We start from the raw sequence: 21,245 nt of genomic DNA, 5'->3' as shown, positions 1-21,245 counted from the left end.
TCAGCGTTTGCCTCTTTTCGAGAGCGCAAAGGTGAAGATCAGGGCGATGACGAGCACGGCGCCCTTGATGAAATCCTGCGTGTAATAGGGCGCGTTCATCATCGTCAGGCCCTGCAGGAGGATGCCGACGAAGAGCGCGCCGACGGCGGTGCCGAAGGCGTTCGGCTTGGCCGCGCCCAGCACGGCAAAGCCGATCAGCGCGGCGGCGACGGCGTCGAGAAGCAGGTTGTTGCCGGAGGCGATGTCGCCGCGGCCGAGACGGGCGGCGAGCAGGATGCCGCCGATCGAGGCGAAGACGCCGGAAATGATGTAGGCCGAGATCTTGTAGGCGTTGACGGGCGCGCCGGCGAGGCTCGCCGCCCGCTCGTTCGAGCCGACGGCATACATCATGCGGCCGAAGCGGGTGTATTCCAGGAAGAACCAGATGACGATGGCGAGCACGATTAGCACGACGACCGAGACCGGCACGAGATTGGGCAGGATCAGATCGAAGCGGTGGCGGCCGAGCGCGAGGAAGGCGGGGCTGAAGGCACCCGTCGCCGTCGAGCCGTCCGGCAGCGTCATGCCGGTCGCGATGGAGCGGCCCTCGGTCGGGATGCGCTGGAGGCCGAGCAGGAGGAACATCATGCCGAGCGTGGCGAGAAGATCCGGCACGCGCATGTAGACGATGATGACGCCGTTGACGAGGCCGACGAGCACGCCGACGGCAAGGCAGACCAGCGTCGCCGTCAGCGCGTCGCCGCCCATCACCACCATGACATAGGACGAGGCCATCATCGCCGTGGTGGCGACGGAGCCGATGGAAAGGTCGAAGCCGCCGACGACCAGCGTCGCCGTGACGCCGAGCGCGAGGATGCCGGTGATCGAGACGGACTGCAGGATGAAGACGGCGCTCTGCGGCGAGGCGAAACCGCCCGTCACCAGCGAGAAATAGAGCACCATGCCGGCAAGCAGCACGAGGAAGCCGTATTTGATGGCGGCTTCCCTGACATTGAGGGCCGGCGGCGGGACGGGGCCAGCGGCCGCCTGTTTGCTCTGTTCGCTGCTCATGATGCATGGACCTGTTGATAGAATTGCCCGGCGATCTCGCAGAGCAGCCGCTCGACGTCGATATCGGCGTTGCGGTGCGCGCCGACGATGGTCTGCTCCGACATCACGAGGATGCGGTCGGCGACCTCGAAGGCTTCGTCGAGTTCGGTCAGGAAGAGGATGGTGGAGCGGCCGGCGGCCGAGGCGCGCAGCTTCTCGCCGATGTCGCGGCGGGCGGCGATGTCGACGCCCTGGAACGGTTCGTCGAGGATGAGGAGGCGCGAGGGCTCGGAGAGCCAGCGGCCGACCATGACCTTCTGCTGGTTGCCGCCCGACAGCGTCTGCATCTCGTCGCGCTCGCTGCGGCAGACGACGCCGAGCGCGTCGATCTGCCGGCGCGCCTTCGCCCTCTCCGCCCGGCGGCTCGCGACGCCGAAGGCCGAGAGCCGGCGCAGGAACGGCAGGCTGATATTCTCGTAGATGTTGAAATCCGGCACGATGCCGCTGATCGCGCGGTCCTTGGCGACGAGGAAGACGCCGCGGGCGATCGCCTGGCCCGTGCTTTTCGGCGCATAGGCCCGGCCGTCGAGCGTCATTTCGCCTGCCGCCGGCGCACGGGCGCCGAAGAGCGTCTCGGCGAGCGCCGTCTTGCCGACGCCGACAAGGCCGGTGACGGCGACGATCTCGCCGTCGCCGAGGTCGAAATCGAACGGCCGCGCCTGCTCGGAGAGCTTCAGGCCCCGCACGCTGAAGACCGGAGCGCCCGCCTCGCGCACGGCGACCGCGCCGGCCGAGACCTTGCGGCCGAGCATGGCGTTGACCGCGCCCTCGTAATCGAGCTCCGGCCCTTCGAAACGGCCGGTGATGCGGCCGTCGCGCAGCGAGAGGATGCTGTCGGCAAGGCGGCGGATATCCGACATGCGGTGCGAGATATAGAGAATGGCGACGCCGCGTGCCTTCAGCCGGTCGACGAGATCGAACAGGCGGTCGGCCTCGGCGCTGGAGAGCGAGGAGGTCGGCTCGTCGAGGATCAGCACCTTCGGCTCGTGCGCCATGGCCCGCGCGATCGCCACCATCTGGCGGTCGGCGAGCGTCAGGTCGTTGATGTTGGCGGCAAGATCGATGGCAAGGCCCATGCGGGCGGCCACCGCGGCGGCCTCGCGGCGCACCCGGCGCGGATTGAAGAACAGTTTCGCGCCGCGCCCGTTCAGCCGGTCGAGCGTGAGGTTCGTGGCGACGTCGAGATCGGCAACGACGCCGTCATTGATGTTCTGGTGCACGGTGACGACGCCGGCGCGGATCGCCTCGGCGGGCGTTGCCGGCTCGAAGGACTGGCCGGCGAGCGTGATGGCGCCGGCATCGCGCGTGTAGACGCCGGAGAGGATGCGCACGAGCGTGGACTTGCCGGCGCCGTTCGCGCCCATCAGAACCGTCACCGCGCCGGCCCTGAGGTCGAGGTCCACCCCCTGGAGCACCGTCACCGGCCCAAAGGACTTGCGCACGCCCTCGATGCGAAACACCGCCTCACCGCTCATTCTTTCCTCCCGATGACGGCAGGTTAGGATAGGCTCTCATCAAATGTCAAGGCCATTGACATTTGACAGAATGCTGCCTTAGCTGTGCGCAAGGATGGTGGGACGACAGGCGGCGGAGGCCGCGTCCCGTCGCGGAGGAGAAGCATATGGAAAGCCAGGTCTTCACGGCGCTGAGCGTCGAGACATTGCCGGATCGGCTGGGCGGCAACGCCGTCCTGAAGGCGAAAATCGGGGCGGATTCGTCCCATTGGAGCGTCAGGGAGGTCGGCGACGGCAACCTCAACCTCGTCTTCATCGTGACGGGGGATCAGGGCGCGGCGATCGTCAAGCAGGCGCTGCCCTATGTGCGGCTCGTCGGCGAAAGCTGGCCGCTGCCGCTCAAGCGCTCCTTCTTCGAATATCACGCGCTGACGCGGCAGGCCGCGCGCGATCCGGGCATGGTGCCGGAAATCTACGTCTTCGACGAGGCGCAGGCGCTCATCGTCATGGAATACCTGACGCCGCACGTCATCCTGCGCCGCGCGCTGATCGACGGGCGCGAACCGCCGAGGATCGGCCGCGACCTCGGGCTCTTTGCCGCCCGCACGCTGTTCCGCGGCTCGGACCTTTCCATGGCAACGCGGGAGAAGAAGGCGGACCTCGCGCTCTTCGCCGATAATGTCGAGCTCTGCGACATCACGGAAAACCTCGTCTTTTCCGATCCCTATTTCGAGGCGGCGCTCAACCGCCACACCACGCCGCAGCTCGACCCGATCGTGGCGGAGCTGCGCGCCGACCGCGACCTCAAGGTGGAGGCACAACGGCTGAAGCATCTCTTCTCCGCCAAGGCCGAAACGCTCTGCCATGGCGACCTGCACACCGGCTCCGTCATGGTGACGGACGACGAGACGCGCGTCATCGACCCGGAATTCGCCTTCTACGGCCCGATCAGCTTCGACGTCGGCATGCTGATCGCCAATTTCTGGATGAGCTATTTTTCGCAAGCCGGCCATGAGACGGCGCCCGGCGCGCGCGACGGCATGCGCGCCTATCTGCTCGATACGATCGAGACGCTCTGGGAAACGTTCCGGGCCGAATTCGCCCATCTCTGGCACACGGAGCGCAAGGGCATCCTCTATCAGTCGAGCCTCTTCGAGGACCGTGGCGACCCGCTCGCCGCCGAGCAGGCGCTCGCCATCGTCATCGACGAGATCTGGCGCGAGATGCTGGGTTTCGCCGGCATCGAGATCCATCGCCGCATCCTGGGCCTTGCCCACAACGCCGATTTCGAAACCATCGCCGACCCCGACCGCCGCGCGCCCTGCGAGACCAGGGCGCTGAAGCTCGGGCGTCACCTCGCCGTCAACCGGCAGCGCATCCACAGCCTCCGCGACATCCGCGAGACCGTGGAGCGGCTTGAAAAGGAGATCCTCGCGTGAAAGTCGGAGAACGCCACTACCATACGATCTGGCTGAACGAGGACGGCCGCTCGGTCGACATCATCGACCAGCGCTGGCTGCCGCACGAGTTCCGCGTCGTGACGCTCACGACCGTCGCCGACATCGCCACCGCGATCCGCGACATGTGGGTGCGCGGCGCGCCGCTGATCGGCGTCACCGCCGCCTATGGCGTCGCCATCGCCATGGCGAAGGACCCGTCGGATGCGCATCTCGACGCCGTGTGGGAAGAGCTCAACGAAACGCGCCCGACCGCCATCAACCTGCGCTGGGCGCTGAACGCGATGCGCGAACACCTTCGCCCACTGCCGGAAGGCGAGCGCGCGGCCGCCGCCTATGCGCGCGCCGCGGAGATCGCGGAAGAAGATGTCGAGCTCAACCGCGCCATCGGTGCGAACGGCCTCGACGTGATCCGCGAGATCGCGGCGAAGAAAAAGCCGGGCGAGCCGGTGCGCATCCTCACCCATTGCAATGCCGGCTGGCTGGCGACCGTCGACTACGGCACCGCGACCGCGCCGATCTACATGGCCGTCGAGGAAGGCATTCCCGTCCACGTCTATGTCGACGAGACGCGGCCGCGCAACCAGGGGGCCTACCTCACCGCCTGGGAGATGAACGGCCATGGCGTGCCGCACACGCTGATCGTCGACAATGCCGGCGGCCATCTCATGCAGCACGGCGACGTCGACCTGGTGATCGTCGGCACCGACCGCACCACGGCGAACGGCGACGTCTGCAACAAGATCGGCACCTACCTGAAGGCGCTCGCCGCGCGCGACAACAACGTGCCCTTCTATGTGGCGCTCCCCTCGCCCACCATCGACTGGACGGTGGGGGACGGCATCCGGGAAATCCCGATCGAGGAGCGGGCCGGCGACGAGGTGAGCTTCGTGCAGGGCCGCGCCAGCGACGGTTCGATCGCCAGCGTGCGCATCTCGCCGGAGGGCAGCCCGGCGGCGAACCCCGCCTTCGACGTCACGCCCGCGCGCCTCATCACCGGCCTCATCACGGAGCGCGGCATCGCCACGCCCTCGCCCGAGGGCCTGAAGGCGCTCTTTCCCGAACGGAGCTGAGACGATGAGCCTTGCGAACGAAAAATCCACCGGGGACATCGCGCTCGGCATCCGCCGACGCGTCTTCTTCCACACGATGAAGAACAATGGCGGTTATCTCAGCCAGGCCTGCTCGGCCGCCGAGAGCCTGGCGCTGCTCTACAACGAACTTCTGACGCTCGGCGAACCCACGCTGCCCAAGGTGCCCTTGCCGTTCCGCGGCGTGCCCTCGGCGCACAATCCCGACGCCTTCACCGGCGCGGGCTACCATGGCCCGGCCGGGCCGGACTTCGACCGTTTCTTCATCTCGCCCGCCCACTATGCGCTCGTCATCTATTCCGCGCTGATCGAGACGGGCCGCATGGACGAGCACGCGCTCGACCACTTCAACAAGGACGGCGGTTCGGTCGAGATGATCGGCGCCGAGCACAGCCCCGGCATGGAGGTGACGACGGGCTCGCTGGCGCAGGGCCTTTCCATGGCCTCCGGCGTCGCCTGGGCGCGGCTCAGGAAAAAGGAACCCGGCAAGGTCTGGGTCTACATGTCCGACGGCGAGTTCCAGGAGGGCCAGACCTGGGAATGCCTTGCGGCGATGAGCTACCACGGGATCGACAATATCCGCGTCATCGTCGACGTGAACCGCCAGCAATGCGACGGGGCGATGTCCTCCGTGCTCGATCTCGGCGATCTTGCCGCCCGCGTCGCCGCCTTCGGCGTCACCTGCCGTTCGGTGGACGGCCACGATCTTGCAGCGCTCCGCGCTGCGGCGGAGAGCGCCGAGGCCGGCAAGCCGCTCGTCATCCTCGCCAACACCTCGCCCTATCAGGGCATGGATTTTCTGAAGAAGCGTTTCCCGCGCCTCCACTACGTTCGCTTCAAGAGCACCGAGGAACGGCTGGAAATGCAGGCGGCGCTCGCCGCCGAGCTCGGCGTCGACGTGAACGCGATGGAAGGGGCCTGACCATGGTCGAGATCGTCAACCGTCCCTATGCCAGGGCGTTCGAGGCCTTCGCCAGCGCGCGGCCGGAGGTTCTGTGCCTTTCCGCCGACCTCACCTCGTCCTGCGAGGTCGACGGGTTCCGCGACCGGCATCCGGACCAGTTCCTGTCGCTCGGCATGGCGGAGCAGAACATGCTCTCCTTCGCCGGCGGCCTCGCCATGCAGGGGTTCCGGCCGTTCCTGCACACCTTCTCGGTCTTCCTCTATCGCCGGCCCTATGACCAGCTGATCAATTCCATCGCCTATTCCAACCGCAAGGTGCGGCTGATGGGCTTCCTGCCCGGCATCACCACGCCCGGCGGCATCACGCACCAGGCGATCGAGGACATCGCCGTGCTGCGCGCCGTGCCGAACATGACGATCCTCGAGACGGGGGACGCGACGGAAGTCGAGACCGTGCTCGAGGTCGCCGACAGCATAGACGGGCCGGTCTATGTGCGCGTCCTGCGCGGCGAGGTGCCCCGCCTCTTCTCGACGCCCTTCGAATTCAACCGGCTGCGCACGCTTTCGGAGGGCGACGACATTCTCGTCGTCTCCTCGGGCGTCTGCACGGAGGAGGCCCTGCGTGCGATCCAGCCGCTGAAGACGCGCGGCGTCGGCGTGCACCACCTGCACGCCTCGACGCTGAAGCCCTTCGACCGGGCGGGCCTCCTGAAGGCCGCCCGCGGAAAGAAGGGCATCGTGACGCTGGAGAACCACACAATCGTCGGCGGCCTCGGCTCGCTGGTGGCGGAAATCCTCGCCGAGGAGGGGCTGGGCATCCGCCTCAAGCGCCTCGGCCTCGACGACACTTTCGCGCACGGCGCATCGAAACCCTATCTCATGAAGAAATACGGGCTCGACGCCGGGGCGCTCGTCACCGCCATCGAGGCACTGCTCGGCAAGACGCTCGGTATCGGCGAGGAGGAACTGGCGGAGGTGCGCCTCGATCACGTGCATTCGGCCCAGAAGGCCGAGGCGCTCTGATGGCGCCGCGCTTCACCGTCCGCTACTTCGTCCGCGCGGCCGATGCGGCGGAGGCCCGGGCCCGGGCGCTCGACATCGCGCTGGAGCAGACGGTCGAGATCCCGCGCGACGTGGTGCCGAAGGGCTATGTGGAGGACGAGATCCTCGGCAGGCTGGAAACGCTGGAGCAGGCCCCGGACGGGCGGGCGGGCTTTCTCGCGACGATCTCCTATTCCGAGGACGATGTCGGCGGCGACTTCCTGCAGTTCCTCAACATCGTCTTCGGCAACAGCTCGATCAAGCCGGGCCTCAAGGTCGAGGATATCGGCCTTTCGCCGGGCATTCTTTCGCTCTGCAAGGGGCCGCGTCATGGCATTGCGGGGCTTCGCGCCCGCGCGGGCATCGGCGATATCCCGCTCCTCATGTCGGCGATCAAGCCCGTCGGCCTTTCCACGGCCGCGCTGGCCCGCCTTGCCCATGATTTCGCGCTCGGCGGCATGCATTATGTGAAGGACGACCACGGCCTCGTCGACCAGAGGACCGCGCCCTTCTCCGAGCGGCTGAAGGCCTGCGTCGAGGCCGTCGGCGAGGCGAATGCGAAGAGCGGCGGACGGACCAGCTTCGTGCCCAACATCACCGGCCCGGCCGACGCCGTCCTCGAAAGGGCGAAGGAAGCGGAGGCCGCCGGCGCGGGCGCCGTCATGATCGCCCCGGCGCTTGCCGGCTACGACGTGGCGCGCACGCTGGCCGCGGATCCGGATTTTTCCCTGCCCATCGTCGCGCATCCCGCCTTTTCCGGCGCGAATGTCGTTTCGCCGGATTGCGGTTTCTCGCACCGGGCCTTCTACGGCGTGCTGCACCGGCTGATGGGCGCGGACGCCGTGGTCTTTCCGAATTTCGGCGGCCGCTTCGGCTTCACCCGCGAGGAATGCCGGTCGATCGCGCAGGCCTGCGCGGCGGAGATGGACGGGCCGAAGGCGAGCGTCCCGGCGCCGGGCGGCGGCGTGAATTTCGCCCGCGTGCCGGAGATGCGCGCGGTCTATGGCAAGGACGTCATGTATCTTGTCGGCGGCGCGCTGCTGCAGGAGCCGAACCTTGTCGACGGCTGCCGGCGTCTCGCCGAGGCGGTCTATGCCTGACCTTACGGATCAGGACGGGTCGAACGTCGCATAGCCGCCGCAATTGCGCGCGCCGTAGCGGCAGTCGCGCGGCCGGTAGAGCCGCCGGTAGCCGCCCTCCTCGGCGCGGATCGCCTGCCGCCGCTGGTGCGCGCGCATAGCCGGCGAGACCGCGCCGGAATAGCCGGGGCGCACATCCGCCGCATGCTCCGTCGTGCAGCCGGCAAGCACCGTGCCGGCGGCCAGCATGATCACGAGCATTCCTGGAATGGCCGGGACAACACGCATCTGGGCTCTCCTCGCCTCGGGCAGGCCGGGCCTGCCACGGTTTTGCCCTCTAAAGGCTCGTTTACGGACATTTTTCTTTAAAACGCTGTTAACTGCGCAGCGTACAGATTGGCACAAGCCGGATGACTCCAGAATGAACGCAGTGCTCAGGGACGGTTCAGGTCGCCGCTGTCATTCATTGAAACGAACGTCAGGTTCGGTTCGAAATCGAGGAAATTCCATGAAAACCGCTGGTATCCTGCTTGCATCTCTTCTTCTTGCCACGGCTGCGCAGGCGCAGACGGACGACATCTCGCTCGGCACGCCCGGCTACGGCGGCAGCGGCTGCCCGGCCAACAGCGTCGCGGCGACGCTGAGCCCGGACGGCAAGGCGCTCAGCCTTCTCTTCGACGAATATGTCGTGGAAGCCGGCGGCGAGACCGGAAAGTCCTTCGACCGCAAGACCTGCAACGTCGCGATCCCGGTCCATGTGCCGCAGGGCCGCAGCGTCTCGGTGCTCGCCATCGACTATCGCGGCTTCAACCAGCTGCCGCGCGGCGCCCGCTCGCAGTTCAACGTCGAATATTTCTTCGCCGGCACGCGCGGCCCGGCTTTCCGCCAGACCTTCACCGGCCCGCAGGAGAAGGACTACCTGATCTCCAACAAGCTGACGGCCGAATCGCTGGTCTGGTCGGCCTGCGGCGAGGACGTCAACCTGCGCACCAATTCCAGCATCCGCGTCAACACCAACCGCGGCCAGGAAGCCATGGCGACGGTCGACACGCAGGACGTCAAGGCCGCGATCATCTACCGTCTGCAGTGGCGCAAGTGCCGCTAAAGCATTTCCAGCAAAAGTGCGAAGCGGTTTTGCGTCCGGAAATGCGGCAAAGCAAAGGGTTAGAGCGTTTTCGCGATTCGGAGAAAAGCGGAAACGCTCTAAGTCCGGCAGGACGCGTTTCCTGAACGGGAAAACGCCCTATCCTTCGCCTTCATGAACCGGGCGGCGCCCGCGCCGCCCGGCCTCCATCCAGGGAGTTTTTACATGCGTCTTCCGGTCCGCCTCGCCCTCCTCGCCGCCGCCACGGTCCCGCTTCCGGGGCTTGCCCATGCGGCCAACGGCTGTGCGGACGGGACGTTTTCCGCAACGCATTCGCCCGACGGCAACGCGACGAGCATTCTCTTCGACGATTTTTCCGCGATGGCGGGCGGCGCATCGGGCAAGAGGCGCACGACCACCACCTGCAGGCTCTCCGTACCCGTCACCCAGCCGGGCGGGCACACGGTCTATGCCGTGGACTATCGCGGCTTCGCGACGACCGAGGATGGCCAGACCGCCTCGCTGCGCACCATGCAGGACGGCAAGCAGATCCTGCAATACGAGATCAAGGGCCCGCTGCAGGACGATGTCGCCATTTCCGACAGGGTGGGCGTTTCGGGCTCGGAGACGCTCGACCTCGCCGTGATCCTCGGCGCGACCGGGCCGCTCGACGAGAACGGCTTCGAATCCACGCTGGCGATCGATTCCATCGATTTCGCCCGCATCGGCTACACCACCACCGCCTCGGTGGTCGCCTCGCTCGACCAGATCGCCCGCCAGCGGCAGTCCATCGCGCTCGACCTCATGGACACCGCGCAGAACCTGCTCGGCCAGCAGAGCCGGTTCGACGAGGGCAGCTATGTCGCCGCCTTCGCGAGCTCCGATGCCGCGGCCGGCTTCAACGGACGCTGGGAGGCCGGCAGCGGCGTCAGCGTTCTCGGCGGCGCGGCCGTGGTGCATGCGAACCGCACCGATGTCGCGCTCGACACGCTCGGCCTTTTCGCCGGCGCGGTGCGCTATACCAGCCCGCAGGCCACCTGGCGCGCCTTCGGCGAAGTCGGCGCCTGGGGATCGCCCGACATCTCGGCCTCGTTCTCGCGCAGCTACCAGAACCTCGATTCGATCGTCCTTGCCAGCGGCAACGCCTCCGGCTCGCTGTTCAGCGCCTATGGCCGGGCCGGCGTGATCTATGCGCCGGACGCAGCGAACGAATTCGCGCTCTCCACCCGCTTCACCCGCGCCTGGCTCGACCTCGACGGCTATGACGAGGACGCGTCCGGCAAGAACCTCTTCGCGGGCCATATCAAGGGCGGCCGCTCGGCCTCCGACACGGTGAGCGCGGAATTCGCCTGGAGCCGCAGGCTGGACGAGAAGCTGGACTACACGATCCTCGGCGCGGTCGGCCGCACCTTCGCCGGCAAGGATGGCGCAAAGGCCTCGGTCGACTGGGTGGGCGATGCCAGGGGCAAGGCGGACGACCAGAACTTCGCGACGCTCGGCGGACGCGTCGGCTGGAAGTTCGACGAACGCTGGCAGATCGACACCGCGGTTTCCGCCACCTTCCGCGAAAACGACAAGCCGGACTGGAACATCGGCGGCCAGCTGAAGGCGTCGTTCTGACGCCATCCGGGCGCCGCGCCCACCGCGACGTGATAATCCGGGCGGAACCGCCCGGCGCCGTCCCGTGGCAGGAACACCCTTCCCTCATCCGTATCGGCCGCCGCCCGCCCCGGCAGTTCGATCCTCACGGCACTTGAAGATATATAGGACTCCTATATACTCTTCGCATGGAAACGCCCAGGAACCCCCATGCGATCACCGAGCGCCTTCGCGAAGGCCTTTCCCGCGTCGGCATGGCCATGCGCATCGACGAGTGGAACCGCTCGAAGGCGAGCGGGCTCAACCCGACGCAGCTCGCCATCCTGACGCTGCTGGAAGGACGCGGGGCGGGCGGCCTCGGCGTGCGCGAGATCGCCGCCCATCTCGGCGTCTCGCAGCCGACGGCGACGGATTCGATCAATGCGCTGGAACGCAAGGCCTGTCTGGAGAAGCGGCCGGAGGCGGGCGACAGGCGCGCGGTGCGCGTGGTGCCGACGGCGGAAGGTCTTGCAATCCTCAAGGCCTCGGATACCGGCGGCGGCCTAGCCGCCACGGCCCTCGGCGCGCTCGATGACCGCGAGCAGGAGGACCTGCTCCTCACGCTGATCAAGATGATCCGCCGCCTGCAGGTGGCGGAGGCGATCCCCGTCCAGCGCATGTGCGTGACCTGTCGCCACTTCTCCCCCTTCGCGCATGCGGATGCCGCGCGCCCCCATCACTGCCATTTCGTCGATGCCGCCTTCGGCCAGCGCGACCTGCGCGTCGATTGCCGCGATCACGATGAAGCCGATCCCGCATCCCGGGCTGCCACCTGGGATGCATTCCAAGCGGGATAGTTCCAACCCTCCAGGCAAACGAAAGGAAGACCATCATGCTCGGCAGATTTGCAACCGGCGCGCTCGCCGCCGGAACGGCCCTGTTCTGGCTGACGACAGCCTCGGCCCATTCCATCAAGGCGGAGCCGGCGGAAGCGGTGGAGGCCGCCTTCGACATCATCGAGACGACGATCGTCACAAGGGGCGACAGCGTGATCTTCACCACCCGCGTGCGCGGCGAGGCCGGCAAGGACAAGCCCGACGCGACGGGCAGGTTCGAAGGCTCCAGCGTCTATGCCTATGTCTGGCCGACGAGCCTCGACAGCGGCGCGATCGGCTTCGACGCGGGCCAGGGCATCGTCGCGCTCGCCGTCACCTTCCATCCGGATTTCGACGATGCGGCCAAGGGCGGCAAGAACCGCCATGTCTGGCATCCGCACTGGGTGGTGCTGGCCGAGGACAAGGCCTGCGGCGGCGGCCTCAAGGTCATCGACATTCCGGAAGGCACCACGCCGAAGGTGCCGGAGACCTGGCCCGGCGTGCCGCTCCTCATCGACAGCCCGGAATACCCGACCAGCTTCAAGGGCGACACGGTGGACGTCGCCATTCCCCTGTCGCTGATCGGCGGCATCAAGGGCGCCGCCTTCGACGGCGTGACGGCGGGGCTAAAGGTCAACGGCAACCTGCATGCACCGCTGCTGTGCGTCAGCAACGTGTTCAAGGTCGCCTCGGGCGATCTCAGCCTGCCCGGCAAGGTCGTGCCGGCCGAATGATCCGGCGCCGGTCCGGCAACTGCCATTGCCGGACCGGCCATTCCTCCCCTCCAGGCAAATGAAAGGAAAGAACGTGCCGAGATTTACCCCTACTCATCCCTGCGATGCAACGGCCCCGGCCGAGGCTTGCCGGCAGGGAGGCGACGATGACCGCGCCTGAGACGCCGCTTGCCCCGGAACTGGCCGTCAGCGAATGGTTCAACACGCCGGTTCCGCTGACGCTCGCCGGCCTGCGCGGCCGCCCGGTCTTCCTGCACAGTTTCCAGCTTCTCTGCCCCGGCTGCGTGGCGCAGGCCCTTCCGCAGGTCCAGCGCATCGAGCGTGTCTTCGCCCACACCGACCTGCAGGTCATCGGCATCCACACGGTCTTCGAGCACCATGCGGCCATGTCGCCGGTCACCCTCAGGGCCTTTCTCCACGAATACCGGCTGAAATCGCCCGTCGGCGTCGACAAGGCCGCAGAGGGCTCGGATATCCCGGTGACGATGCAGCGCTTCGGGCTGCGCGGAACGCCCTCCTCCGTGCTGATCGGCCGGGACGGCACCATCCTGCACGAGGCCTTCGGCGTGGAGGACGACATCGCCGTCGGGGCGCGGATCGCCATGGCGCTTTCCGCGCCCGCAGCCGGGGACGACGCCTGCGCCGACGACCGCTGCGCGGCACCGATGCCTCCGGTCGTCGAACCATGACGGAGGTCGCATTGCTCAGCCTGCGCATCGGCGGCGTCGCGCCGCTCGGCGCGCGCGGCGTGCCGAGCGGCATCGTGAAGGCGCCGGTCCACCATGCGCTCCATCTCTCAGAAACCGGTTTTGCCGGCGACAGGCAGGGCGATACGGTGCGGCATGGCGGGCCGGAAAAGGCCGTGCACCACTATCCCTTCGAGCACTATGCCGACTGGGCCCGCGATCTCGGGCCGCATCCGCTGCTTGCCGGCCCCGGCGCCTTCGGCGAGAACCTTTCGACGGCCGGGCTGACGGAGCGCATGGTGGCGATCGGCGACGTCTTCCAGCTCGGCACCGCGGTCATCGAGGTCAGCCAGGGGCGGCAGCCCTGCTGGAAGCTGAACGAGCGCTTCGGCCGGACGGAGATGGCGCGCCTTGTGCAATCGAGCGGGCGGACCGGCTGGTACTACCGGGTGCTCACGCCCGGCACCGTCTCGCCCGCCGACCGCCTCGTCCTGCGCGAGCGCCGCGCGCCGGAATGGACGCTGGCACGCATCTGGCGCGCCTTCTACATCGATCCGCTCAACCGCGCGGAACTGGCCGGCATCGCCGCGCTCGAGCGCCTTGCCGACGGCTGGCGCGCCCATGCCGCCCGACGGCTGGAGAGCAACCGGGTCGAGGACTGGACGAAGCGCCTCACCGGCGCCGGCTGACATCCCGCAGCGCCGCTGCCTGCAGCCTTGCCCGCCGAACCGGCAACGCTTCGGCGTTGGATCACGCAATATCCCGGCACCTGCGACGCTATTGCACTTTCGACCGGGCGGGGCTTGCGCTAAAAGTGGTATCCAGAATACTTTTTTAAGGCCCCGGCCGGGAGACGATGCCATGCGGATGACGCTTCACACGGACTATGCCCTGCGCATGCTGATCTACGTGGCGACGCGGCGGGACCGCGTGTGCACGGTGAACGACGTCGCCGAGGCCTACGGGCTTTCGCGCAACCATCTCCTGAAAGTGGCGCAGACCCTGCGCGATCTCGGCCTCGTCGAGACGACGCGCGGGCGGGCGGGCGGCATCAAGCTGGCGAAGGCGCCCGCCGAGATCGCCGTCGGCGCGCTGGTCCGGGCAACGGAAGAGGAATTCTCGCTGGCCGAATGCATGCAGGCGGGCGGGCGGGCCTGCGCCATCTCGCCGGCCTGTCGGCTGAAGGGCATGCTGCACGAGGCGCTCGCCGCATTCCTTGCTGTTCTCGATAAATACACGCTCGAGGATATTGTCCGCAACAGGGCCGCGCTCGGGCCGCTGCTCGGCATTGCCGAAGCGGCGTGAGACACGGAGGGGGGAGATCGATGATATCGGGATTGACGGTTTCGGAGCGGCATCTGGCCCTCTTCGTGCTCGGTGCGCTCGGCCTGACGGGGCTTGCCATGGCGGTGGCCGGGCGGGGCGATCCGCTGGCCGTGCACGGCTATATCGTGCTGGTCTTCAGCGTCGGCCTCGGCTTTGCCGTGCTGTCCGCGCTGTTCGACCCGGAGCCGCCGGAAAGCCGGCTTTCCGAATATTACGACGATCCGACGCGGGCCGGCATCATCCTGTCGCTCGCCTGGGCGGTGGCCGGCATGTTCGTCGGCGTCTGGGTGGCCGCGCTGCTCGCCTGGCCGGAGCTGACCTTCGTCGACAGCGCCTGGGCGAGCTTCGGGCGCCTCAGGCCCGTGCACACGTCGGGCGTCATCTTCGGCTTCGGCGGCAATGCGCTGATCGCCACCTCCTTCCACGTGCTCCAGCGCACCTGTCGCGCGCGGCTGCCCGGCCAGTTCGCCCCGTGGTTCGTGCTGATCGGCTACAATCTCTTCTGTCTGATCGCCGCGACCGGCTACCTGATGGGCATGACCCAGTCGAAGGAATATGCCGAGCCGGAATGGTATGCCGATCTCTGGCTGGTCGTCGTCTGGGTCGTCTATTTCCTCATCTACATCCGCACGCTGCAGCGCCGCAAGGAACCGCATATCTACGTCGCCAACTGGTACTACATGGCCTTCATCCTGGTCGTGGCGGTGCTGCACATCGTCAACAACCTCGCCGTGCCCGTCTCCTTCGGCCATGCCAAGAGCTATTCGCTCTTCTCGGGCGTGCAGGATGCCATGACGCAATGGTGGTACGGCCACAACGCCGTCGCCTTCTTTCTGACCGCCGGCTTCCTCGGCATGATGTACTACTACCTGCCGAAGCGCGCCGAGCGGCCGATCTTCTCCTACCGCCTCTCGATCATCAGCTTCTGGGGCATCACCTTCATGTATATGTGGGCGGGCGCGCACCACCTGCACTACACCGCCCTGCCGCAATGGGTGCAGACCCTCGGCATGACCTTCTCGATCGTGCTGCTGGTGCCGTCCTGGGCCTCCGCCGGCAACGCGCTCGCCACGCTCAACGGCGCCTGGCACAAGGTGCGCGACGACGCGACCCTGCGCTTCATGATGGTGGCGGCCGTGTTCTACGGGCTCTCCACCTTCGAAGGCTCCTTCATGGCGATCCGTGCCGTCAACTCGCTCTCGCACTATACCGACTGGACCGTCGGCCATGTGCATGCCGGCGCGCTCGGCTGGGTGGCGATGATCACCTTCGGCTCGCTCTACGCCCTCGTGCCGTGGATGTGGAAGCAGGAGCGCATGTATTCGCCGAAACTGATCGAGGTACATTTCTGGCTCGCGCTTGCCGGCACCGTCGTCTACGTCTTCGCCATGTGGAATTCGGGCATCATCCAGGGCCTGATGTGGCGCACCTACAACGACAGCGGCACCCTCGCCTATTCCTTCATCGACAGCCTCGTCGCCATGCATCCCTATTACATCGCCCGCGCCTTCGGGGGACTGCTGTTCCTTTGCGGCGCCGTCGTCTGCGCGTTCAACGTCTGGATGACGATCCGCATGGCGCGAAGGGCGCGCGCCGCGGAGCCCGCCGGCGACGTTCCCCTCTACGGTAAAGCCGGCGCGGCCCCGGCAGGAGAATGACGATGAAGGAGTTCTTCCACCGCAAGCTCGAGCGCAACGCCATCGGCTTCGTGCTGGCCATCGTCGGCGTCGCCTCCATCGGCGGCCTCGTCGAGATCGCCCCGCTCTTCACCATCCACGAGACGGTGGAGGAGGCGCCCGACATGCGGCTCTACACGCCGCTGGAGCTTGCCGGCCGCAACCTCTATATCCGCGAGGGCTGTTATGCCTGCCATTCGCAGATGATCCGCACGCTGCGCGACGAGGTGGAGCGCTACGGTCCCTATTCGCTGGCCGTGGAATCGAAATACGACCACCCGATGCTCTGGGGCTCCAAGCGCACCGGCCCGGACCTCGCCCGCCTCGGCGGCAAGTATTCCGACGCCTGGCATGTCGCCCATCTCGTCAATCCGCGCGACGTGGTGCCGGAATCGGTCATGCCGCGCTACGGCTGGCTGAAGCGCAACGCGCTGAGGATCGACGATCTTGGCGCGCACCTTGCCGCCCAGCGCGCCGTCGGCGTGCCCTATACGGACGCGATGATCGAGAACGCCACCGCCGACGCCCGCGCACAGGCCAATCCCGACGATGCCGGCGCCTCCGGCGTCAGCGAGCGCTACGGCGAGGCGACCAATGTGCGCGCCTTCGACGGCAATCCCGGTCTCCTGACCGAGATGGACGCGCTGGTCGCCTATCTCCAGATCGTCGGCCAGCTGACGCAGGCCGCGCAGCAGCAGACGGCAACGGCGGAGTGAGGCTATGGAGATCGAGCACAACAGCGTCGTCGCCTTCGCCAAGAGCTGGGGGCTTTTCTACCTGATCGCGCTCGCCGCGGGCGTCGTGATCTACGCGCTCTGGCCGGGCAACCGGAAGCGTTTCGATCGCGCCAAGAAGAGCATTCTCGACAAAGACGACCGGCCGGGGGACTAGGGCATGGCAACCGAAAGACACGATCCCGCCACCGGACGGGCCACCACCGGGCACGAATGGAACGGCATCGAGGAGCTGGAAACGCCGATCCCGCGCGTGGTCGTTTTCTTCCTCACCGTCACCACGCTCTTTGCCATCGGCTACTGGATTCTGATGCCGGCCTGGCCGCTCGGCGTCACCTATACGAAGGGCCTGCTCGGCATCGACCAGCGCGATGTCGTGACGCGGCAGGTCGAGGACGCCGCCGCGGCCCGCGCCGCCTGGACGAGCCGCATCGCCGGGGCGAGCCTTCAGGAGATCGCCGCGGACGACGGCCTGATGCGGCATGTGCGCGAGACCGGCCGCACGCTCTTCATCGACAATTGCGCCGTCTGCCACGGCACGCGCGGCAGCGGCGGGCCGGGCTTCCCGAACCTTGCGGCGAAGGCCTGGCTGTGGGGCGGCGAACCGGAGACCATCGCCGAGACGATCCGCATCGGCATCAACGCCACCAACGAGGAGACGCGCGTCTCGCAGATGATGGCCTTCGGCCGCGACGGCATCCTCGACGGCAGGCAGGTGCGCGCCGTCGCCGCCTATGTGCGCTCGCTCTCCGCCCTGCCGATGGGCGCGGCCGACACGGCTGAGGTCGAGGCGGGCAAGGCGGTCTTCGCCGCCAATTGCGTCGCCTGCCACGGCGAGGACGGCCGCGGCAGCACGGAGGCCGGCGCACCCGACCTCACCGACGCCGCCTGGATCTACGGCAGCGACGCGCAGAGCGTCTTCACCTCGATCTATTCCGGCCGGCAGGGCCACATGCCCCACTGGGACGGCCGCCTTTCGCCGGTCGATATCAAGCTGCTGGCGCTCTATGTCGGCACGCTGGGGGAGGACGGGCAATGAGCGGCGCGGCAAGCGAGGCGCGCCGGCCCGGGCGCATCAACTGGCGGATCGCCGCGTTCCTCATCGTCGCGGCGGGCCTTGCGCTCTTTGCCGGCGCCAATGCGCATCTCGTCCATGTCGCGCTGACGTCCCAGCCCGATTGCGTGCAACACCTGAAGACGGAAGGCCGGGACGGCGCGTATCGCGCCGCGCGGCCCTCCTGCTGAGAGAGGAAGGACATCATGGGAACGACCGACAAGACCGGTGGCGCGCCCGTGCCGCTCGCCGAACAGCGCCGCCGCCACCTGCCGGCCGGCGCGGCGCTCGGCTGGCTCGCCGCCGGCTGGCGCGACCTCTGGCGCAACCCGCTGCCGAGTCTCGCCTACGGCTTCGCCGTCTTCCTCCTGTCGCTGGCGGTGGTCTGGGGCCTCTTCCGCCTGGAGCTCGACTATATCCTCTTCCCCGCGCTTGCCGGCTTCATGGTGGTCGGTCCGCTGGTGGCGATCGGCCTCTACCGCAAGAGCCGGGACCTCGAGGAGGGCGTGACGCCGAGCCTTGCGCGCATGATCTTCGTGAAAACCGAATCCGGCGCGCAGGTCTGGTATACGGGCGCGATCCTCTGCCTGCTGATGCTGGTCTGGATGCGCGCCGCCGTCATCATCTACGCGCTCTTCGTCGGGCTCCGGCCCTTTCCCGGCCTCGACCATGTCGTCGCCATGCTGGTCTCCACGCCGGAAGGGCTCGGCATGATCGTCGTCGGCACGGCGGTCGGCGGGCTCTTCGCCGCCTTCTCCTTCGCCATCAGCACCTTTGCCATTCCCATGCTGCTGGCGGAGAAGACGGACGCCTTCACCGCGATGGGCACGAGCATTTCGCTCACCTTCCGCAACCTGCCGGTCATGCTCGCCTGGGGCGCCATCGTGCTGGCGCTTACCGTCCTCGCCATCGCGACGGGGTTCCTCGGCCTGATCGTCATCTTCCCCCTGCTCGGCCATGGCACCTGGCACAGCTACAGGGCGATCCGATGAGAGGCCGCCCCGCCCCCGACCGCACCATCGTCATCGACGGCAAGCCGCTGCCGGAGGTGCTCGACGAAGCGATGATCCATGCCGTGGTGCACGGTTTCTACGACGGGATCCGCAAGGACGCGCTGCTCGGCCCGATCTTCGACGGCGCGATCGCGCCGGAGGAATGGCCGGTGCATCTTGCAAAGATGTGCGACTTCTGGTCTGCAACGCTTCTGCGCACCGACCGCTACGAGGGCCGACCCTTGCCGCCGCACCTTGCCATACCCGAACTCGGGGAACAGCATTTCCGCCGTTGGCTCACGCTGTTCCGCGCGACCGTCGAGCGGCTCTGCCCGCCCGAGGTCGCCGATCTCTTCCTCGACCGGGCCTTGCGCATCGCCCATTCCTTCCGCCTCGCCATCGCCTTCAGCCGCGGCGAGGATTCCCTGGCGGTCACGCCAATTTCGCGGGACGCAATCTCATGAGCGCAGCCGATGCCAGCCCCCTCGTCCTCAGCCGGGACGAAGCGGGAGAATTCCTCCTGCCGGCGGATATGCTCGCCGCGCGTTTCGGCTGGCCGACGCAGACGCTGCGCGACTACATGCGCCGCGGCCTCGTCGCCTCGCGCGTCGAGCGCGGCGAAGGCGAGGATGCCGGGCGCTGGCGGCTGTCCGTGCGCTGCGGCAACCGCCGCTGGCAGGCCGTCGTCGAGGCGGACGGCACTGTCGGCACGCAGCGCGTCGAGGTGCTTTCCGCCGGGGCGCCGAAACCCTCGCGGTAAAGCAATTCCAGCAAAAGTGCGAAGCGGTTTTGCGTCCGGAATTGCGTAAAAACAAATAGATAGAGCGTTTTCGCGATTCGAGGAAAAGCGGAAATTCTCCAGGAGGACGGCCGGCCCCGTCAGTCGCCGAGCAGCTGGCGGTCGTCGCCGTCGCGCCGGCTGACCAGCTCCTCCTTGATGCTGCGCAGCGTCTTCATCGCCTTTGTCCGGTCGGCATAGGCGACGAGATTGGCCAGCATGTCGATGACCGCGAGATAGGCATAGCGTGTCGAGGTGGGCCGGAAGATGTTCTTGCCCTCCGGCAGCTCGACGGCGATCACCACATCCGCCGCCGCCGCGACGGGCGAACCGCCCTGCGTGAGGACGATGGTGGGGATGCCGCGCCGGCGCAGCAGTTCGAGGCAGTGGACGAGCGCCGGGTCGCGGCCGGTGAAGGAGGAGCCGAACACCACCGTGCCCGGCTGGGCGGCCGCGGAGATCATCGCGTTCATGTTGTGGTCGTTCGAGGCATTGATGCGACATCCGAGCCGGAAGAGCCGGTTGTGCAGCTCGTTGACGATCATCGCCGAATTGCCGCTCGCCCCGAAGGCCTGGATGAAATCGGCGCCGCGCAGCAGGCGGGCCGCCATGTCGAGCGAGGCGAAATCGAGCTGGCGATGCAGCTGGAACAGGGCGTTCTGCGCCTTGGCGATGATGTCCTCGGCCACTTCCTCGGGCGTTTCGGTCGGCACTTCCGGCTTGACGTAACGCAGGCCCACATAAGTGAGCCGGGCAAGCTGCACCTTGAAGTCTGGATAGCCCTTGCAGCCGAGCCGGCGGCAGAAGCGCGTGACGGTCGGCGGCGACACCCCGGCGCGGTCGGCCAGCTCGCCGATCGACGAGTTGACGACGAAATCGACGTCGTCGAGGGCCAGCTGCGCCAGCTTGCGATCGAGCCCCGACAGCCGGCCATCCTCATCCGACAAGGCGTGAAAAAGGTCCATCGGCTGCTGCCTCCCCCTGCACGGCGCGTCGGTCCGGCGCGCAAATGAAAACGAATTTCTTGTCTGCCAGTCATAACACAGTGCCGGCGGGCATCAATGGGCTTGGCGATCCGCGCCTGAAATTCGCCGGGCCGTTCCGGGGTGCCCTCCCGTCCTCCTGCACGGCACGGCCCGGATCTCCAGGCACTAACGGCGGCGGCCACCGGCAGTACGGCGGATTTTCACGAAGGGGTGGGTCGAGGCGGGTGTCGCGACACGGATTTTCAGGCGGACGGCCTCGCTTTTTCAGAAAAATTTTTTCGCATGGAAGGAAAAACGACGGGAGGCGCGGAACAGAAGCCCATCATCGATGAAAATCAGCTCTCCCGAACACGGTGCCATTTTCACGTTTCCCCCGGTTTTCCAAGCTTTCCTCCCCTTTTCCGCGCCTGCGCAACGGTGCTGGAACGGATTGAAATCGATGCGGGATTCGGAGCGACCGCCATGGGCCGCGCCACATCCGCCGAAGCGCATACCATGAAAATTTCTCCCATTTTCGCCCAACAAGAAAACGGATTACTGCATAACCCGCCAAACACCCTCCCTCCATTGACTTTCCCTGAAATTATCGCATTATCGAGAAAACAAATTACATCGCTCCAGCGATGAT

The 21,245-nt window shown here is 67.1% G+C and carries 25 protein-coding genes; 21 read left to right on the top strand and 4 right to left on the bottom strand.

The annotated features are described in order from the left end of the window. A complete protein-coding gene (locus tag AABQ55_RS31585; protein ID WP_244769086.1) occupies positions 1-1,050 on the bottom strand; it encodes an ABC transporter permease in 1,050 nt (349 codons plus the stop codon). Next, positions 1,047-2,564, bottom strand: a complete 1,518-nt coding sequence (locus AABQ55_RS31580; protein WP_272808851.1) for a sugar ABC transporter ATP-binding protein — start codon at positions 2,562-2,564, stop codon at positions 1,047-1,049. The genes AABQ55_RS31585 and AABQ55_RS31580 overlap by 4 nt, the downstream gene beginning before the upstream one ends. A 146-nt stretch (positions 2,565-2,710) precedes the next feature. On the opposite strand from AABQ55_RS31580, the gene mtnK reads away from it, so the two are divergent. The 5 genes from mtnK to AABQ55_RS31555 are packed head-to-tail and all read left to right on the top strand — an operon-like array spanning position 2,711 to position 8,135. Continuing rightward, positions 2,711-3,982 (top strand): S-methyl-5-thioribose kinase, encoded by a 1,272-nt coding sequence (mtnK, locus tag AABQ55_RS31575; protein WP_272808850.1) that lies wholly within the window; start codon positions 2,711-2,713, stop codon positions 3,980-3,982. Further along, on the top strand, positions 3,979-5,073 hold the full coding sequence (mtnA, locus tag AABQ55_RS31570; protein ID WP_272808849.1) for an S-methyl-5-thioribose-1-phosphate isomerase: 1,095 nt from the start codon (positions 3,979-3,981) through the stop codon (positions 5,071-5,073). Before mtnK ends, mtnA begins: the two co-directional genes overlap by 4 nt. Before the next feature lie 4 nt (positions 5,074-5,077). After that, positions 5,078-6,013 (top strand): transketolase, encoded by a 936-nt coding sequence (locus AABQ55_RS31565; RefSeq protein ID WP_272808848.1) that lies wholly within the window; start codon positions 5,078-5,080, stop codon positions 6,011-6,013. Between the two features lie 2 nt (positions 6,014-6,015). Then, positions 6,016-7,017, top strand: coding sequence for a transketolase family protein (locus AABQ55_RS31560; protein WP_272808847.1), 1,002 nt, complete (start codon positions 6,016-6,018; stop codon positions 7,015-7,017). Continuing rightward, on the top strand, positions 7,017-8,135 hold the full coding sequence (locus AABQ55_RS31555) for a RuBisCO large subunit C-terminal-like domain-containing protein (RefSeq protein ID WP_244769080.1): 1,119 nt from the start codon (positions 7,017-7,019) through the stop codon (positions 8,133-8,135). The genes AABQ55_RS31560 and AABQ55_RS31555 overlap by 1 nt, the downstream gene beginning before the upstream one ends. A gap of 9 nt (positions 8,136-8,144) precedes the next feature. Here the strand turns inward: AABQ55_RS31555 and AABQ55_RS31550 are convergent, their stop codons facing one another. Next, positions 8,145-8,402 (bottom strand): hypothetical protein, encoded by a 258-nt coding sequence (locus tag AABQ55_RS31550; protein WP_272808846.1) that lies wholly within the window; start codon positions 8,400-8,402, stop codon positions 8,145-8,147. A gap of 220 nt (positions 8,403-8,622) precedes the next feature. Here AABQ55_RS31550 and AABQ55_RS31545 point away from each other — a divergent pair, with 220 nt between their 5' ends. The 15 genes from AABQ55_RS31545 to AABQ55_RS31475 all read left to right on the top strand — a co-directional run bounded on the left by AABQ55_RS31545 (position 8,623) and on the right by AABQ55_RS31475 (position 19,613). Continuing rightward, on the top strand, positions 8,623-9,219 hold the full coding sequence (locus AABQ55_RS31545) for a DUF4360 domain-containing protein (RefSeq protein WP_244769078.1): 597 nt from the start codon (positions 8,623-8,625) through the stop codon (positions 9,217-9,219). A gap of 204 nt (positions 9,220-9,423) precedes the next feature. Then, positions 9,424-10,818: a DUF4360 domain-containing protein gene (locus AABQ55_RS31540; RefSeq protein ID WP_272808845.1), complete on the top strand. Its 1,395-nt coding sequence runs from the start codon at positions 9,424-9,426 to the stop codon at positions 10,816-10,818. A 167-nt stretch (positions 10,819-10,985) separates the two neighbouring features. Then, positions 10,986-11,633 (top strand): MarR family winged helix-turn-helix transcriptional regulator, encoded by a 648-nt coding sequence (locus AABQ55_RS31535; RefSeq protein ID WP_272808844.1) that lies wholly within the window; start codon positions 10,986-10,988, stop codon positions 11,631-11,633. A gap of 35 nt (positions 11,634-11,668) precedes the next feature. Further along, positions 11,669-12,385: a hypothetical protein gene (locus AABQ55_RS31530; RefSeq protein WP_272808843.1), complete on the top strand. Its 717-nt coding sequence runs from the start codon at positions 11,669-11,671 to the stop codon at positions 12,383-12,385. A 146-nt stretch (positions 12,386-12,531) separates the two neighbouring features. Next, positions 12,532-13,074 carry a redoxin family protein gene (locus tag AABQ55_RS31525; protein ID WP_272808842.1) on the top strand — a complete coding sequence of 181 codons (543 nt, stop codon included), beginning with the start codon at positions 12,532-12,534 and terminating at the stop codon, positions 13,072-13,074. After that, complete coding sequence (locus tag AABQ55_RS31520; RefSeq protein WP_272808841.1) at positions 13,071-13,760, top strand: MOSC domain-containing protein; 690 nt, start codon at positions 13,071-13,073, stop codon at positions 13,758-13,760. Before AABQ55_RS31525 ends, AABQ55_RS31520 begins: the two co-directional genes overlap by 4 nt. 172 nt (positions 13,761-13,932) lie before the next feature. Continuing rightward, the gene (locus AABQ55_RS31515; protein ID WP_244769072.1) at positions 13,933-14,376 is read left to right on the top strand and encodes an Rrf2 family transcriptional regulator; all 444 of its coding nucleotides are present in this window, start codon (positions 13,933-13,935) and stop codon (positions 14,374-14,376) included. 20 nt (positions 14,377-14,396) lie between these two features. Further along, the gene (gene ccoN / locus AABQ55_RS31510) at positions 14,397-16,055 is read left to right on the top strand and encodes a cytochrome-c oxidase, cbb3-type subunit I (protein WP_272808840.1); all 1,659 of its coding nucleotides are present in this window, start codon (positions 14,397-14,399) and stop codon (positions 16,053-16,055) included. A 2-nt stretch (positions 16,056-16,057) separates the two neighbouring features. Next, entirely contained in the window at positions 16,058-16,789 is a 732-nt protein-coding gene (gene ccoO / locus AABQ55_RS31505; protein ID WP_244769070.1) for a cytochrome-c oxidase, cbb3-type subunit II, read from the top strand. Positions 16,790-16,793: 4 nt separating this feature from the next. Beyond that, positions 16,794-16,964: a cbb3-type cytochrome c oxidase subunit 3 gene (locus AABQ55_RS31500; RefSeq protein WP_244769069.1), complete on the top strand. Its 171-nt coding sequence runs from the start codon at positions 16,794-16,796 to the stop codon at positions 16,962-16,964. A gap of 3 nt (positions 16,965-16,967) precedes the next feature. Next, positions 16,968-17,846, top strand: coding sequence for a cytochrome-c oxidase, cbb3-type subunit III (ccoP, locus tag AABQ55_RS31495; RefSeq protein ID WP_272808839.1), 879 nt, complete (start codon positions 16,968-16,970; stop codon positions 17,844-17,846). Beyond that, positions 17,843-18,052, top strand: a complete 210-nt coding sequence (locus tag AABQ55_RS31490) for a hypothetical protein (RefSeq protein ID WP_244769067.1) — start codon at positions 17,843-17,845, stop codon at positions 18,050-18,052. Before ccoP ends, AABQ55_RS31490 begins: the two co-directional genes overlap by 4 nt. Positions 18,053-18,067: 15 nt before the next feature. Further along, entirely contained in the window at positions 18,068-18,853 is a 786-nt protein-coding gene (locus AABQ55_RS31485) for a DUF2189 domain-containing protein (protein ID WP_272808838.1), read from the top strand. Beyond that, the gene (locus AABQ55_RS31480; protein WP_244769065.1) at positions 18,850-19,317 is read left to right on the top strand and encodes a group III truncated hemoglobin; all 468 of its coding nucleotides are present in this window, start codon (positions 18,850-18,852) and stop codon (positions 19,315-19,317) included. Before AABQ55_RS31485 ends, AABQ55_RS31480 begins: the two co-directional genes overlap by 4 nt. Then, positions 19,314-19,613 carry a DUF6522 family protein gene (locus AABQ55_RS31475; protein WP_244769064.1) on the top strand — a complete coding sequence of 100 codons (300 nt, stop codon included), beginning with the start codon at positions 19,314-19,316 and terminating at the stop codon, positions 19,611-19,613. Before AABQ55_RS31480 ends, AABQ55_RS31475 begins: the two co-directional genes overlap by 4 nt. A gap of 119 nt (positions 19,614-19,732) precedes the next feature. Here AABQ55_RS31475 and AABQ55_RS31470 read toward each other — a convergent pair whose 3' ends face one another. Next, positions 19,733-20,596, bottom strand: a complete 864-nt coding sequence (locus AABQ55_RS31470; protein WP_244769063.1) for a MurR/RpiR family transcriptional regulator — start codon at positions 20,594-20,596, stop codon at positions 19,733-19,735. Between the two features lie 303 nt (positions 20,597-20,899). Here AABQ55_RS31470 and AABQ55_RS31465 point away from each other — a divergent pair, with 303 nt between their 5' ends. Continuing rightward, the gene (locus tag AABQ55_RS31465; protein ID WP_272808837.1) at positions 20,900-21,244 is read left to right on the top strand and encodes a hypothetical protein; all 345 of its coding nucleotides are present in this window, start codon (positions 20,900-20,902) and stop codon (positions 21,242-21,244) included. The last annotated feature ends 1 nt before the right edge of the window (position 21,245 follow it).

The sequence above is a fragment of the Shinella sp. WSD5-1 genome (assembly GCF_963942435.1).
In the GTDB taxonomy this organism is placed as follows: domain Bacteria; phylum Pseudomonadota; class Alphaproteobacteria; order Rhizobiales; family Rhizobiaceae; genus Shinella; species Shinella yambaruensis.
The sequence above is the reverse complement of the archived record's forward strand: the minus strand, read 5'-3'. Positions and strand labels throughout refer to the sequence as shown.